The sequence below is a fragment of the Enterobacter sp. PTB genome (assembly GCF_051130085.1).
GTDB classification, from domain to species: domain Bacteria; phylum Pseudomonadota; class Gammaproteobacteria; order Enterobacterales; family Enterobacteriaceae; genus Enterobacter; species Enterobacter ludwigii.
Genome location: NZ_JBDKEE010000012.1, coordinates 104,182 through 119,253 on the forward strand (window position 1 = coordinate 104,182; position 15,072 = coordinate 119,253).

17 protein-coding genes are annotated in these 15,072 nt (G+C 57.2%); 14 read left to right on the forward strand and 3 right to left on the reverse strand.

Translation table 11 applies throughout. From position 1 onward, the window contains the following. The first annotated feature begins 26 nt into the window (after positions 1-26). The 14 genes from pmbA to AAIR21_RS16080 all read left to right on the forward strand — a co-directional run bounded on the left by pmbA (position 27) and on the right by AAIR21_RS16080 (position 11,342). On the forward strand, positions 27-1,379 hold the full coding sequence (gene pmbA / locus AAIR21_RS16015; protein ID WP_020882904.1) for a metalloprotease PmbA: 1,353 nt from the start codon (positions 27-29) through the stop codon (positions 1,377-1,379). Positions 1,380-1,420: 41 nt separating this feature from the next. After that, positions 1,421-1,807 carry a cytochrome b562 gene (cybC, locus tag AAIR21_RS16020; RefSeq protein WP_014168375.1) on the forward strand — a complete coding sequence of 129 codons (387 nt, stop codon included), beginning with the start codon at positions 1,421-1,423 and terminating at the stop codon, positions 1,805-1,807. A gap of 318 nt (positions 1,808-2,125) precedes the next feature. Continuing rightward, positions 2,126-2,464: a glycine dehydrogenase gene (locus AAIR21_RS16025; protein WP_014168376.1), complete on the forward strand. Its 339-nt coding sequence runs from the start codon at positions 2,126-2,128 to the stop codon at positions 2,462-2,464. A gap of 10 nt (positions 2,465-2,474) precedes the next feature. Then, the gene (locus AAIR21_RS16030) at positions 2,475-2,837 is read left to right on the forward strand and encodes an SFCGS family glycine-rich protein (protein ID WP_003830384.1); all 363 of its coding nucleotides are present in this window, start codon (positions 2,475-2,477) and stop codon (positions 2,835-2,837) included. Positions 2,838-2,839: 2 nt separating this feature from the next. Next, complete coding sequence (locus tag AAIR21_RS16035; protein WP_020882902.1) at positions 2,840-3,139, forward strand: DUF4312 family protein; 300 nt, start codon at positions 2,840-2,842, stop codon at positions 3,137-3,139. Positions 3,140-3,161: 22 nt separating this feature from the next. Further along, on the forward strand, positions 3,162-3,938 hold the full coding sequence (locus tag AAIR21_RS16040; RefSeq protein ID WP_014168378.1) for a DUF4311 domain-containing protein: 777 nt from the start codon (positions 3,162-3,164) through the stop codon (positions 3,936-3,938). Positions 3,939-3,951: 13 nt separating this feature from the next. Further along, positions 3,952-4,593 (forward strand): DUF4310 family protein, encoded by a 642-nt coding sequence (locus AAIR21_RS16045; RefSeq protein WP_014882285.1) that lies wholly within the window; start codon positions 3,952-3,954, stop codon positions 4,591-4,593. Positions 4,594-4,635: 42 nt separating this feature from the next. Next, positions 4,636-5,769, forward strand: coding sequence for an amidohydrolase/deacetylase family metallohydrolase (locus tag AAIR21_RS16050; protein WP_020882901.1), 1,134 nt, complete (start codon positions 4,636-4,638; stop codon positions 5,767-5,769). Continuing rightward, positions 5,753-6,871 carry a DgaE family pyridoxal phosphate-dependent ammonia lyase gene (locus AAIR21_RS16055; RefSeq protein WP_014168381.1) on the forward strand — a complete coding sequence of 373 codons (1,119 nt, stop codon included), beginning with the start codon at positions 5,753-5,755 and terminating at the stop codon, positions 6,869-6,871. Before AAIR21_RS16050 ends, AAIR21_RS16055 begins: the two co-directional genes overlap by 17 nt. Next, the gene (dagF, locus tag AAIR21_RS16060; RefSeq protein WP_020882900.1) at positions 6,868-7,608 is read left to right on the forward strand and encodes a 2-dehydro-3-deoxy-phosphogluconate aldolase; all 741 of its coding nucleotides are present in this window, start codon (positions 6,868-6,870) and stop codon (positions 7,606-7,608) included. Before AAIR21_RS16055 ends, dagF begins: the two co-directional genes overlap by 4 nt. A 118-nt stretch (positions 7,609-7,726) precedes the next feature. Beyond that, on the forward strand, positions 7,727-8,863 hold the full coding sequence (locus AAIR21_RS16065) for a lactonase family protein (protein WP_020885406.1): 1,137 nt from the start codon (positions 7,727-7,729) through the stop codon (positions 8,861-8,863). A 19-nt stretch (positions 8,864-8,882) separates the two neighbouring features. Next, positions 8,883-10,793, forward strand: a complete 1,911-nt coding sequence (locus AAIR21_RS16070; protein WP_020885405.1) for a BglG family transcription antiterminator — start codon at positions 8,883-8,885, stop codon at positions 10,791-10,793. A 77-nt stretch (positions 10,794-10,870) separates the two neighbouring features. Further along, positions 10,871-11,113, forward strand: coding sequence for a type II toxin-antitoxin system RelB/DinJ family antitoxin (locus tag AAIR21_RS16075; RefSeq protein ID WP_020885404.1), 243 nt, complete (start codon positions 10,871-10,873; stop codon positions 11,111-11,113). After that, on the forward strand, positions 11,103-11,342 hold the full coding sequence (locus tag AAIR21_RS16080) for a type II toxin-antitoxin system RelE family toxin (protein ID WP_020885403.1): 240 nt from the start codon (positions 11,103-11,105) through the stop codon (positions 11,340-11,342). Before AAIR21_RS16075 ends, AAIR21_RS16080 begins: the two co-directional genes overlap by 11 nt. 48 nt (positions 11,343-11,390) lie before the next feature. Here the strand turns inward: AAIR21_RS16080 and nrdG are convergent, their stop codons facing one another. The 3 genes from nrdG to AAIR21_RS16095 form a co-directional block, all read right to left on the reverse strand. Then, complete coding sequence (gene nrdG / locus AAIR21_RS16085) at positions 11,391-11,855, reverse strand: anaerobic ribonucleoside-triphosphate reductase-activating protein (protein ID WP_020885402.1); 465 nt, start codon at positions 11,853-11,855, stop codon at positions 11,391-11,393. A 138-nt stretch (positions 11,856-11,993) separates the two neighbouring features. Continuing rightward, on the reverse strand, positions 11,994-14,132 hold the full coding sequence (nrdD, locus tag AAIR21_RS16090) for an anaerobic ribonucleoside-triphosphate reductase (RefSeq protein ID WP_020885401.1): 2,139 nt from the start codon (positions 14,130-14,132) through the stop codon (positions 11,994-11,996). A gap of 367 nt (positions 14,133-14,499) precedes the next feature. After that, on the reverse strand, positions 14,500-15,072 hold the full coding sequence (locus AAIR21_RS16095; RefSeq protein ID WP_032679517.1) for a PTS sugar transporter subunit IIA: 573 nt from the start codon (positions 15,070-15,072) through the stop codon (positions 14,500-14,502).

The window sequence follows — 15,072 nt, forward strand, 5'->3', positions numbered from 1 at the left end:
GACTTCAATTAACTCTCTCTTACAGTATGGCATTTGCGATGAAAGTAACCTCACAAGTTGAAGCGCAGCGTAAGATTCTGGAAGAAGCCGTCTCCACCGCGCTGACGCTCGCTTCAGGTAAATCAGATGGCGCCGAAGTGGCGGTAAGCAAAACCACCGGCATCAGCGTCAGCACCCGCTACGGCGAAGTGGAAAATGTAGAATTCAACAGCGATGGCGCCCTGGGGATCACGGTTTATCACCAGAATCGCAAAGGCAGCGCGTCATCGACCGATCTCAGCCCGGATGCCATTGCCCGTACGGTGCAGGCTGCGCTGGATATTGCGCGTTACACCTCGCCCGATCCTTACGCCGGCGTTGCCGACAAAGAGCTGCTGGCATTCGATGCCCCGGATCTCGATCTTTTCCACCCGGCGGAAGTGACGCCGGACGAAGCAATCGAACTGGCTGCCCGTGCCGAGCAGGCGTCTCTGAAGGCCGATAAACGCATCACCAATACCGAAGGTGGAAGTTTTAACAGCCACTACGGTATCAAAGTGTTTGGTAACAGCCACGGGATGCTGCAGGGCTACTGCTCAACGCGCCATTCGCTCTCCAGCTGCGTTATCGCTGAAGAGAACGGGGATATGGAGCGTGATTACGCCTACACCATCGGTCGCGCGCTGGGCGATTTGCAGTCTCCTGAGTGGGTTGGCGCAGAATGCGCGCAGCGCACGCTGTCCCGTCTGTCGCCACGTAAACTCTCCACCATGAAAGCCCCGGTCATTTTTGCCAATGAAGTGGCGACCGGCCTGTTTGGCCACCTGGTGGGGGCGATTGCCGGGGGCTCCGTTTACCGTAAATCGACGTTCCTGCTCGACTCGCTGGGCAAGCAGATCCTGCCGGAATGGTTGACCATTGAAGAGCATCCGCACCTGCTGAAAGGGCTGGCCTCGACGCCGTTCGACAGCGAAGGTGTGCGCACCGAGCGCCGCGATATCATCAAAGACGGCATTCTGACGCAGTGGCTGCTGACCAACTACTCTGCGCGCAAGCTGGGGCTGAAAAGCACCGGTCACGCGGGCGGCATTCACAACTGGCGAATCGCGGGTCAGGGCCTGAGCTTTGAGCAGATGCTTAAAGAGATGGGCACCGGTCTGGTCGTCACCGAGTTAATGGGCCAGGGCGTAAGCGGCATTACCGGCGATTATTCGCGCGGCGCGGCGGGCTTCTGGGTTGAGAACGGTGAAATTCAGTATCCGGTTAGCGAAATTACCATCGCCGGCAACCTGAAAGACATGTGGCGCAATATTGTTACTGTCGGTAACGATATTGAAACACGTAGCAATATACAGTGTGGTTCAGTCCTCTTACCGGAGATGAAAATCGCCGGGCAGTAATACCCGTAAAGGCGTTTTAATAATAAAAAAGGAAGTGAGCAATGCGTAAACACCTGTTAGCGATCGTCGCAGCGTCAACGCTGGTTCTTGGTTCTTCTGCGTTTGCTGCCGATCTTGAAGACGACATGGGCATCCTCAGTGAAAACCTGAAGGTGGTGCAGAAAACGGACAATGCGGCGGAAATGAAAGGCGCATTGACCAAAATGCGTGAAGCGGCACTGGACGCGCAGAAATCCACGCCGCCAAAGCTGGAAAACAAAGCGGCAGACAGCGCTGAGATGAAAGACTACCGCCACGGCTTTGACGTGCTGGTCGGTCAGATTGACGGTGCACTGAAGCTTGCCAACGAAGGCAAAGTGAAGGAAGCCCAGGCGGCAGCCGACCAGTTTGTGACCACGCGTAATACCTATCACAAAAAGTATCGTTAATTCTCGGTACGCGCTTTCCCCGTGCGGGGGCGGTTAATCGCCCCCGCATGTTTGCTCTCCGGGCATAAGAAAACCTTATCCACCTCACATATTTGCACGCCTGCCCATAATCTTTTTCGCTCCCACGCCCCCTTAATTGCCGTCAGATAGCGTGATATTCATCACGTAAATACAGTGATTTATCTATATTCAGCATATTTATGTGGCACAGATCACTGCCGGTGCTCGCCTTTCCACTTCGAAGTGGAAAACAACTCGCTACAAACAATTCCCCCCCAACGTTAGTTTTATTCCAGAGCCATTAACGGGGTAAGACGAGTGATTAACGGAGCGGTAATGAACGACGTTGGAGATCAGGCGGTGCAAACAGAGCAGCTCGCTAACACCATGCTGGCGCAGGTGTATGCCCTGCTGGCCCGGCACAACATCATCCCCAACGCAGTACAGGAACAGATGCTCACCTCCCACGTTCGCGCGATGGCGCACCGGTCCGTGACCGGCGAGCCGCTGCCGGAGGTTGAAGCCGAGCTGTTCGACGAAATTTCTCCCGATTCAATGCGGCTTGCCCGTGAAGTGGTCGCGCAGTTTGGCAACCTTCCTGATGAAGAGGCCTGGCTGCTTTCCGTTCACTTCGAAGTCGCGAAAGACAACCTTTAAGGAGCAACACATGGAACAGATTACAGTCGTGATTGGCGATCGCCTGGGTAAAGGTCAGAAAGTGGCGGCAGGCGTTGAAAAAGCCGGTGGACGCGCGGTTGTCGTGCCGGGTGTGGCGGCAGACATGAAGCTCGGTGACGTGATGAAAGCGGAAAATGCCACCTTCGGCATCTCCTTCTGCGGCAGCGGCGGCGCGGGTGCCATCACCGCACAAACCAAATATGGCTACAAAGCCAAATACGGCATGCGTTCAGTGGATGAAGGTGTCACCGCCATCAATGAAGGCTGCAATGTGCTGGGCTTTGGCTTTATGGATAAAGAAGAGCTGGGCGAGCGTCTGGTTCAGGCGTGGCAGAAGAAACACGGCGCATAAGCATGAAAGAACAGTTCACAACCACGTTGAGAGTGAAGGGCAAAGGCGACGCTAAAGCGCGCGCCTTTGCTGATGCGCTCAACCACGTTCAGGCCGCGGTGATGAAAGCCTCACCGCATATCTTACTGCGTATTGAGCCACAGGATGTGCAGGTCGTTCAGGCGCAAGAAGCGGTGCGTAAAGAAGCTTTTCTGTTCTTCTTTCTGCGCCGGGAAAGACGCACCTACAGCGTGGAGCTGGATGTGACCGTCAACGTGACTGCCATCAATCTCGACCAGGTGGATTTCGTCACGCAACGCTGATTATTCATAAAAGGGCAGACTGATGTTCTTAATTATATTAATAAAATCGCTCATCATTGGCGGCCTGGTTGGCGTCGGTGTGGGGGCCGGGGCTGCACGCATGTTTCATGCGCCTACCACTCAGGGTATGGGCGCGTTTCGTACGTTGGGGGAACTGAACTCCTGTGAAGGGGATCCGGCTTCTCACTTCTCCTTTGGGTTAGGCTTCTTCTTTAACGCCTGGGCCTCTTCCGTGGCCGCAGGGGCATTCACACAGGACGTTGACCACCGCATCATCCCGAACTGGGGTGCTGCAGCACTGATGATTAAAAACCGTAACGTCGGCGAAACGCTGCACGATCCGCGCAAAATGGCGATTGCCTGCGGCGTAATCGGCATGATTGTCGTCACCTTCCTTAACCTCACCGCCTCTTCTGTTCCGGCTGCGCTTCAGGTAACCGCCGTGAAGGTGCTGGTGCCTGCGGCAAACCTGCTGGTCAACACCGTGATGCCGGTGATCTTCTGGCTGGCCGCCATCGATGCGGGTAAAAAATCGGGCTTCTGGGCCACCATTTTTGGCGGCGCGGCGCAGCTGATCATGGGTAACGCCGTACCGGGTCTGGTGCTGGGTATCCTGATCGGTAAGGGCGTTGAAGAGAGCGGATGGAACCACGTCACCAAAGTGATGATGGCGGCCATCGTGGCGCTGTTCGTGCTGAGCGGTTTCTTCCGCGGCTTCGACATGAAGATGATCGAATCCTTCCATCTGACCGTGCCGAACTGGCTCGACATGATCCACAACGCGCTCAGCGGTAAATAACAGGAGCCTCGACATGGAACAGAATAAAGGGTTTTGGTATGCCGACTGGTCGTTCCCGATCTTCGTTGGCCTGCTCTCTTCCGGTGTTTTCGCCGGGACGCATATGTACTACCTCTACGGCATCGGCGCGTTCAACGAAGTGGCCTTCGTGGCGATGCTGAAAGCGGGGATGGATACCGGCGTTTACGGCGCGGTGGCGGCGTTCGGTGCGAGCTTCTTGTTCGCCCGTATTATCGAAGGGTCGCTGGTCGGTATCCTTGATATCGGCGGGGCGATCCAGACCGGGGTGGGCCTCGGGGTTCCGGCGCTGCTGCTGGGCGCGGGCATCATGTTCCCGGTGACCAACTTTATCGCCGCGCTGATCACCGGCCTGGTGATTGGCCTGGCAATTGGCTACGTCATCATCCTGGCGCGTAAGTTCACCATCAATCAGAGCAACTCCACCTACGGGGCGGACGTGATGATGGGTGCCGGTAACGCCTCCGGTCGTTTCCTCGGGCCGTTGATTATCCTCAGCGCCATGACCGCCTCCATTCCTATTGGCGTCGGCTCTCTGGTGGGTGCGCTGCTGTTCTATATCTGGCAGAAGCCGATTACCGGTGGCGCCATTCTCGGTGCAATGATTCTGGGCTGGCTGTTCCCGGTCGCCCTTTAATGCCCGCGGGCGCCCCGGCGCCCGCCTTATCAGGAGATCCTCATGTTTGATTTACTCCTGCGCCGTGCGCGCCTCACCGACGATACCCTGACTGATATCGCCATTCAGGACGGAAAAATCGCGGCGGTGGGCGACATTACCGCGCCCGCCCGTAAAACGGTTGAGTTGAACGGTGAAGTGTTCGTCAGCGCAGGCTGGATTGACTCCCACGTTCACTGCTACCCGAACTCCCCTATTTATCACGACGAACCGGACAGCGTGGGCATCGCCACCGGCGTGACCTCGGTGGTGGATGCCGGCAGTACCGGCGCGGATGACGTGGACGATTTTTATGAAATCACCCGTAAAGCCTCAACCGACGTTTATGCCTTACTGAACATCTCCCGCGTGGGGCTGATTGCCCAGAACGAACTGGCCAATATGGCCAACATTGATGCGAAGGCCGTGAAGCAGGCCGTTACGCGCTACCCGGATTTTATCGTTGGCCTGAAAGCGCGCATGAGCAGCAGCGTGGTTGGCGAAAACGGCATAACGCCGCTTGAGCGCGCGAAAGCCATCCAGAAAGAGAACGGCGACCTGCCGCTGATGGTGCACATCGGCAACAACCCGCCTAACCTCGATGAAATTGCCGACCTGCTCAGCTCAGGCGACATCATCACCCACTGCTACAACGGCAAGCCGAACCGCATTCTGACGCCATCCGGTGAACTGCGTGCGTCCATCACCTCCGCCCTGAAACGCGGTGTGCGCCTGGACGTCGGACACGGTACGGCGAGCTTTAGCTTTGAGGTGGCGAGACGCGCCATTGCGATGGGCATTCTGCCACACACCATCAGCTCGGATATTTACTGCCGCAACCGCATTAACGGCCCGGTAGGGTCGCTGGCAAGCGTGATGTCGAAGTTTCTCGCCATCGGCATGTCGCTGCCGCAGGTGATTGAGTGCGTCACCGCGAACGCCGCCGACGGGCTGCGTCTGACGCACAAAGGCCGTATTCAGCCAGGCCTTGATGCCGACCTGACGCTGTTCACGATAAAACGCCAGCCAACGCTGCTGGTGGATGCTGAAAATGACAGCCTGCAGGCTGAACACATTCTGGTGCCGCTTGCCGCCATCCGCGCAGGCAAGGGCTACATGACCGAACAAGGGAGCACGGAACATGCCTTCGATTTATGAGAAGTATCACTTAAAGCAAGTCATCAACACCTCAGGCCGTATGACGGCGCTGGGTGTCTCCACGCCGCGCCCGGACGTGGTGCAGGCGGCGATGGATGGCATGAATCACTATTTCGAGATGAAGGATCTGGTCAACAAAACCGGCGAATACATCGCGAAGCTGCTGGATGTGGAAGGGGCGACGGTGGTCTCCTGCGCGTCAGCGGGCATCGCCCAGTCCGTGGCGGCGGTGCTGGTCAAAGACAGCGACTGGCTGCTGGAGAACCTGCACGTCACCCCGATTGAGAACAACGAAATCGTGCTGCCGAAAGGCCATAACGTTAACTTTGGCGCACCGGTAGGCACCATGGTGGCGCTGGGCGGCGGCAAGCTGGTGGAAGCGGGCTACGCGAACGAATGCTCCGCCGATCAGCTGGCGGCGGCCATCACGCCGCGTACCGCGGCCATTCTTTACATCAAGTCTCACCACTGCGTGCAGAAAAGCATGCTCAGCGTAGAGCAGGCGGCGGTGGTGGCGCGTAAGCACGATCTGCCGCTGATCGTGGATGCGGCCGCGGAAGAAGATCTTCACGTTTACTACCGCTCCGGTGCCGATCTGGTTATCTACAGCGGTGCGAAAGCGATTGAAGGGCCAACCAGCGGGCTGGTGATCGGCAAAACGCAGTATGTTGAGTGGGTGAAACGCCAGACGGCGGGGATTGGCCGCGCAATGAAAGTGGGTAAAGAGGGGATCCTCGGCCTCACCTGTGCCATCGAACACTACCTGACGGCGACCAAAGAGAGCGGCGAAGAGATGGTGGCGAAGATGACGCCATTTATTGACGCGCTTAATACCCTTAACGGCGTGACGGCACGCGTGGTCTGGGACAGTGCCGGTCGCGATATCGCCCGTACCGAGATTAAGTTTGATGAAGCTACCACCGGTGTTGGCACCGGCGACCTGGTGACCGCGCTGAAGCAGGGCGAGTACGCCATTTACTTCCGTGGCTACAAGGCCAACGAAGGGATTATCGAAGCGGACGTGCGCAGCGTGAATGCCGATCAGCTGAACATTGTTTATCGCCGCATGAGTGAAGTGTTAGGACAGGAGAAAAAGGCATGAAACTGACCCCCAACTTTTACCGTGACCGCGTCTGCCTGAACGTGCTGGCAGGATCGAAAGCCAACGCCAGCGCCATTTACGAGGCGGCGGAAGGCCACGTGCTGGTGGGCGTGCTCTCCAAAAATTACCCGGATGTCGCCAGTGCGGTTGCCGATATGCGCGACTACGCTCAGCTTATCGATAATGCGCTCTCTGTGGGCCTCGGCGCGGGCGATCCGAACCAGTCCGCGATGGTCAGTGAGATCGCCCGTCAGGTGCAGCCGCAGCACGTTAACCAGGTGTTCACCGGCGTGGCAACCAGCCGTGCGCTGCTGGGGCAGAGTGAATCCGTGGTCAACGGCCTGGTCTCTCCGACCGGCACCGTTGGCAAGGTGAAAATCTCCACCGGTCCGCTGAGCAGCGCGGCCCCGGACGGCATTGTGCCGGTTGAAACCGCGATTGCCCTGCTGAAAGATTTTGGCGGCAGCTCCATCAAATACTTCCCGATGGGAGGCCTGGCGTGTCGGGACGAATACCAGGCAGTGGCGGAAGCCTGCGCCCGTCACGATTTCTGGCTGGAGCCGACCGGTGGGATCGATCTGGAGAACTATGAAGCGATCCTGCAGATCGCCCTTGATGCGGGCGTGAGTAAAATCATTCCGCATATCTACAGCTCGATTATCGACAAAGCCAGCGGCGACACGCGTCCGGAAGATGTGCGTACGCTGCTGGAGATGACGAAGAAGCTGGCTAAGTAGTCTTTACCCCTCACCCCGGCCCTCTCCCCAAAGGGGAGAGGGTGTAATCGTCCCCTCTCCCCTTTGGGGAGAGGGTTAGGGTGAGGGGCACAAACCGCACAAAACCAAAGGAGCCACCATGCACACCCGCAATCTGCTCGTCGCTTCACTCTCGTTACTCGCTACCACCGCCATCGCCCAGACGCAGTACGCCTGGGTCGGGACGTACAACCCGAACGGCGAGGGGCTGTACCGCTTTACGGTCGATCCTCACACTGGTGCGCTGTCGAATAAAACGCTGGTCAGCACGCTGCCAAACGCCGCGCAGCTCACCGTCTCGCAGGATGGTAAGACGCTCTATCTGGCGAGCGAAGTGGAGCAGGGCGTGGTGCAGGCGCTGCGCGTGGGCGATAACGGTGAACTGAGCGAGCTTAATCAGGTGGCGTCCGGCGGGGCGGGGCCGGTCTATCTCTCCCTGACGCCAAAGGGTCACCACCTGCTGGTGGCGAACTACGTCAGCGGCTCGATTGCTGTTCTGCCCGTTAATGCAGGCGGCAGTCTGGGGGAGGCCACGGACACGCATCAGGATCGGGGAGAGCCGGGCGTGGCGAAACCGGCGGCGGCGGTGGAAGGCAGTTTTGCCATTAGCGATCACAATGGCCCCCATGCGCACATGATCGCCGCCGATCCGCGCGGGAAATACGTTTTTTCTACCGATCTGGGCCTGGATCGTATCTACCAGTACCGTTTTGACGATCAAACAGGCAAGCTGACCCCGAACGATCCGCCGTTTATCAGTGCCTCCTCGAAAGGGGCCGGTCCGCGGCATTTCGTCTTTACGCCGAAAGGCGATGCGTTATGGCTGATTAACGAAGAGGCATCCACGCTCACGCACTATACGCTGGATGCGCGAGGCAGGCTGCAGGAGGGGAAAACCCTCTCCGCCCTGCCACACGGCTATAAAGGCACCAGTTTTGCCGCCGGGCTGGCGCTCAGTGCCGATGGCAAACAGCTGTATGTGGCTAACCGTTTGCATAACAGCATCGGGCACTTTACCGTAACAGCGGATGGCACGCTGACGCATCAGGATGATGTGTGGACGCGTGGTGATTACCCGCGCACCCTGACGCTCGACAAACAGGGGCGCTGGCTGTACGTCATGAATCAGCGCAGCGACAACATTACCCGTTTTCGCGTGGCGCAGGACGGCAAACTCAGCGCCGAGCCGGACTATACCCCGGTCGGCAGCCCATCCCAGATGGTCATTTCACCCTAAGCCGTAAGAGGACAACCCCGTGCGATTTCCGAACCAACGTTTAGCGCAACTTTTCGATCTGTTGCAAAACGAGACGCTGCCGCAGGACGAACTGGCGCAGCGGCTGTCGGTCTCCACGCGAACCGTCCGCGCTGATATCACTGCCCTGAACGCGCTGCTGGCGAGCCACGGCGCGCAGTTTATTCTCAGCCGCGGCAATGGCTATCAGCTCAAAATTGACGATGCAGAACGCTATCAGCAGCTTCAGTCCTCCCACCCGCGCGCGCTGCGCATTCCCCGCACCGGGCCGGAGCGCGTGCACTATCTGGTGGTCCGTTTTCTTACCTCCGCGTTTTCGCTCAAGCTGGAGGATCTGGCGGATGAGTGGTTTGTCAGCCGTGCGACGCTGCAAAGTGACATGGTGGAAGTGCGCGAGTGGTTCCACCGTTACAACCTGACGCTGGAAACCCGACCGCGCCACGGCATGAAGCTGTTTGGCAGCGAGATGGCGACCCGCGCCTGTCTCACCGATCTGCTCTGGGAGCTGGCACAGCAGGATAGCCTGAACCCGCTGGTGACCGACGTTGCGCTCAATGCGGGGGTGGCTGAGCAGATGGTTCCCGTGCTGCACGATGCGCTGACGCGACATCACATTCGTCTGACTGACGAGGGCGAGCTGTTCCTGCGCCTGTACTGTGCGGTGTCGGTGCGTCGCATCAGCGAGGGCTATCCGCTGCCGGAATTTCACGCAGAAGATGTGGCCGAGAATGTCCGTGAGGCGGCGAAAGACATCGCTGTGACCATTCAACAGCTGGCGGATAAAGCGCTTTCGCCTTCAGAAGAGAGCTGGCTCTGCGTTCACATCGCGGCACGTCAGATCCAGGAGATTGCCCCCAGTGCCATCAATGCCGATGACGACGAAGCGCTGGTCAATTACATCCTGCGCTACATCAATACCCACTATAACTACAACCTGCTCAGCGACGAGCAACTGCATGCGGATCTGCTCACCCACATCAAAACCATGATCACCCGCGTGCGCTATCAAATCATGATCCCGAATCCGCTTCTGGATAACATCAAGCAGCACTACCCGATGGCGTGGGATATGACCCTCGCGGCAGTGTCGAGCTGGGGGAAATACACGCCGTATGTGATCAGCGAAAACGAGATCGGTTTCCTGGTGCTGCATATCGGCGTCGGGCTGGAGCGCCACTACAACATCGGCTACCAGCGCCAGCCGAGGGTGCTGTTAGTTTGCGATGCCGGGAATGCGATGGTCCGGATGATTGAAGCGGTGCTGCAGCGCAAATATCCGCAAATTGAGGTGACCCGCACGCTCACGCTGCGCGAGTATGAGCTGGCGGAACCGATCGGCGAAGACTTTGTTATCTCGACCGCCCGCGTGAGCGAAAAGTCTAAACCGGTGGTGATGATCGCCCCGTTCCCGACGGACTACCAGCTTGAGCAGATAGGTAAGCTGGTGCTGGTGGACCGAACCCGCCCGTGGATGCTGGATAAATACTTCGATGCCGCCCATTTTCGTATTATCGACAGGCCGATTGACCAGCAAACGCTGTTCCGGGAGCTGTGCGAGCAGCTCGAAGAAGAGGGGTTTGTTGGCGCGGAGTTTCTGGATTCGGTCGTTGAGCGAGAGGCCATCGTCAGCACCATGCTGGGCGACGGCATTGCGCTGCCGCACTCCCTCGGGCTACTGGCACAAAAAACGGTGGTTTACACCGTGCTGTCACCGCAGGGTATTGCCTGGGGGGATGAAACCGCCCACGTGATTTTCCTGCTCGCCATCAGCAAGCGCGAGTACGAAGAGGCGATGGCGATTTACGATATTTTCGTGACTTTCCTGCGTGAGCGCGCCATGTCACGGCTGTGCAGTTGCAATGATTTCGCCGGGTTTAAAGCGGTGGCGATGGAGAGTGTGAGCCGGTTTTGAGAGACGTTATCCAGAATTCGATGTAATGCAAATGTAATGCTAAAATGCATTACACATTCGATTTCACTGGAGGCATAATGGCCACGCTGAACGTCCGTCTGGATGACAAACTCAAAAACGAGGCTTATGCCGTGCTTGAAAAACTCAATATCACGCCAACGGAAGCCGTTCGGTTACTGTTTCAGTACGTTGCGGAGACGGGGCGTATGCCGGTGAAAACGGTCACTGTTAGCGACAGTGAAGATGAACTCATACAGACAGTCCGGGAGCGGTTGGCTAATCCGCAAAAAGGAATTAAGGTTAGGCTGGATGACTTATGAACTCGTATTTGATCCGAGGGCGTTCAAGGAGTGGACCAGGCTGGGTGATACCGTAAAAAATCAGTTTAAGAAGAAGCTTGCGAACGTGTTGGTGAACCCCAGGGTTGAATCGGCTCGCCTGCATGGCCTGCCTGATTGCGACAAGATAAAACTCAGATCCCAGGGTTATCGTTTGGTCTATCAGGTTCAGGACAACGTTGTGACGGTATGTGTTATTGCTATCGGTTAGAGAGAGAAATCAGCCGTTTATCATGACGTAAACAAACGGCTTTAGCGATCACCGCAAATGATGCACAACCTGGTTGCTGCTGCCGCGCCAGATCAGCGCAGGGTCTTTTAAATCCTGCTCAAACTTGCCGTCAACCAGTACGTTAATCAAATCCACCACTTCCCTCTGCTCAGCATTCAGTTCTTCGAGCTTATAACCCGTCCAGACCCAGATATCCTTGCCTGCACATTCGCGGCGAATGCGTTTTATCAGCTTCAGAATGTCCGGCACGTTTTGTGGGTGAAGCGGGTCGCCACCGGAGAGTGAAATCCCCTGGCGATGAATGCGCGTGTCGTTGAGATCGTGGATGATCCGCTCTTCCATTTCCGCGGTGAACGGCAGGCCTGAATTCAGGCGCCAGGTGCTTTTGTTGTAACAGCCGGGGCATTCATGGACGCAGCCTGAGACAAACAGAGTGCAGCGGGTGCCGGGGCCGTTGACGATGTCGACGGGATAGTATTGATGATATCGCATAAGAAGATGTCCAGAGTGTGTGTGCGCGGGTGCCCTCACCCCAGCCCTCTCCCACAGGGAGAGGGGGAAAACGTAGGTGCGCGTTCGGTTCCCTCTCCCGGAGGGAGAGGGGTAAGGTGAGGGGAAACCCCCGACGCCTTAACCGATCTGCCCATTCCCCAAATGTTTCACGCGTCGCTTAACCTCTTCCTGCTTACCGGCGTTAAACGGACGCGCATCGGGACTCCCGAGATAGCCACATACGCGGCGGGTCACCGAGACGCGAGCCGCATCGTGGTTACCGCATTTCGGGCAGGTGAAGCCTTTGCTGGTGCACTCAAACTCACCGGTAAAGCCACACTCGTAGCACTCGTCAATCGGGGTGTTGGTCCCGTAATACGGTACGTGCTGATAGCTGTAATCCCAGACATCTTCCAGCGCCTTCAGGTTGTGCTGAATGTTCGGATACTCGCCGTAGCAGATGAAGCCACCGTTCGCGACGGGCGGATACGCGGCTTCAAAGTCGATCTTGTCGTAAGGGTTCACCTTCTTCTCCACGTCGAGGTGGAAGCTGTTGGTGTAGTACCCTTTGTCGGTTACCCCTTCGACAATGCCAAATTCAGCGGTATCCAGGCGGCAGAAACGGTCACACAGGTTTTCACTCGGGGTGCTGTACAGGCTGAAGCCGTAGCCGGTTTCGTCTTTCCACTGGTCAACCGCATCGCGCAGGCGCTGAACAATGGCGACACCTTTTTCACGCAGGGCGTCGCTGTCATACATGTGCTGGTTGCCGAACAGCGCGTTGATCGTTTCGTGAATACCGATGTAGCCCAGAGAAATCGACGCGCGACCATTTTTGAAGATCTCCGACACGTCATCGTCCGCCTTCAGGCGCACGCCGCAGGCCCCTTCCATATACAGGATGGGCGCAACGCGGGCTTTCACCCCTTCCAGACGCGCGATACGGGTCATGAGGGCCTTTCGTGCGAGCTGCAGACGTTCGTCCAGCAGCGCCCAGAAGGCCGCTTCGTCGCCTTTGGCTTCGAGGGCGATACGCGGCAGGTTGAGGCTGATCACACCGAGGTTATTACGGCCGTCGTGAACCTGTTCGCCGTTTTCGTCTTCATACACGCCGAGGAAGCTGCGGCAGCCCATCGGCGTTTTAAACGAGCCGGTCACTTTGACCACCTGGTCGTAGTTCAGGATGTCCGGGTACATGCGCTTGCTCGCACACTCCAGCGCCAGCTGTTTGATGTCGTAGTTAGGATCGCCAAACTTGTGGTTCAGGCCGTCGCGGATAGCGAACACCAGTTTCGGGAACACCGCTGTCTTACGGTTTTTACCAAGCCCGGAGATACGGTTGCGCAGGATAGATTGCTGAATCAGGCGTGATTCCCAACTGGTACCCAGACCAAAACCGAAGGTCACAAACGGCGTCTGACCGTTGGCGGTATGCAGGGTGTTCACCTCGTATTCCAGCGACTGGAACGCGTCGTAGCACTCTTTTTCGGTACGGGAGTGCGCGTAGCCCTCGGCGTCCGGGATTTGCCACTCTTCAGCGGTTTGACGGTGTTTATTGAAGCTTGCCGTGACGAACGGTGCCAGTACTTCATCAATGCGGTTAATGGTGGTGCCGCCGTAAATATGGCTGGCGACCTGAGCGATAATCTGCGCCGTGACCGCAGTGGCCGTGGAGATGGATTTTGGCGGCTCAATCTCGGCATTACCCATTTTAAAACCGTGGGTCAGCATGCCTTTCAGGTCGATGAGCATGCAGTTGAACATCGGGAAGAAGGGCGAGTAATCGAGATCGTGATAGTGGATCTCACCGCGCTCATGCGCCGAGACCACGTCGCGCGGCAGCAGGTGCTGACGGGCATAGTGTTTGGCAACAATACCGGCCAGCAGGTCGCGCTGGGTGGGGATCACTTTGCTGTCTTTGTTGGCATTTTCATTCAGCAGGGCGGAGTTGGTCTGCTCCACCAGGCCACGAATCTCCTGATTAAGACGACCGCGTTTCTCACGCTGAACGTCCCGATCGTGGCGGTATTCGATATAGGCGCGGGCTAACTGCTTGTAGGGGCCCGCCATCAGCTGGTTTTCAACCGCGGTCTGGATCTCATTGATATCGACCTGGCTGCGTTCGTTCATCTGGCTGCTAACGACTTCTGCGACGGTGGCGCAGTAATCTGCGTCATCGACACCCGCTGCTTTAGCTGCACGCAGAATGGCTTCCTGGATGCGCTCTGATTTAAACGGCACTTTACAGCCATCACGTTTCATCACATGCGGTGTCATGATCACTCCATTTTTAAAAACAGGTTATCCACAGAGGTGGAGAAGTGTTCACCGGGCGTATTGTCAGCCAGGCCAGAGACTTCCCACGTTCCCAACGCGTGTTATCCACAATTCCGGAGAGCTGAGTCGCCGTCTTGTTGTTGGAATAGTAGACGATAAATACAATATGTTGGGTCGGCGTGCATTTTAAGTGCTACATATAGTGATTTGCATCAAACATGTTTGCGATTTATTTGATTCAGAACAAAGTAAAAAGACGAGAGTACAAACGACGGGCACTCCAGCGTTTGTAAAGACGAGAGGGAAAATTCTGATTAATTATTCAACAAAAACAAGCGCTCAGCAGCATGTGCCGAGCGCCAGTCGGTTAACTCACCCCGCATGCCCAGTTCAGTCCGGCCTGGAGAAAGGCTGCCGCCGCAATACTCCCCAGTATCAGCGGGATAACAAGTGAGCGCCCGGGTTCGGCGTCCGCGTTTTGTGGCGTTTCTCTGCGCAACGCGGACAGCGCTTCTTCGCCGGTGCGCGCCGCCAGAAGCGCGTTACGCACGCGCTCTTCCGCCAGCGAACTGGTCAGCGTCGTCAGCAGCTGCATATGCGTACTGCCGGCCTCGGCGTGCGGGATGGCGAGCAGAAAAACCATCCTGACCGCTTCATCGCCTTCCAGCCCCGGCCAGATAACCGGCTCATCAAAAAGCGCCAGACAAAACGCCGCCTGCTGCACCGCGTCTGATTTACCGTGCGGAACGGCCAGCGCTTCGCCCAGCGCGGTGGGACCTTCACTTTCGCGGTGTAAGACGCTCTGGATAAAGGCATCTTTATCGGTGATGACGTTTCGCCCGACAAGCGGTTCGGAGAGCCAGCGGATCAGCGCTTCAGGCGTGCGGCAGGGTGGGTTAATAAACACCAGTTCGGGGTGCGTGAGTTCAAGCAAGTTCAT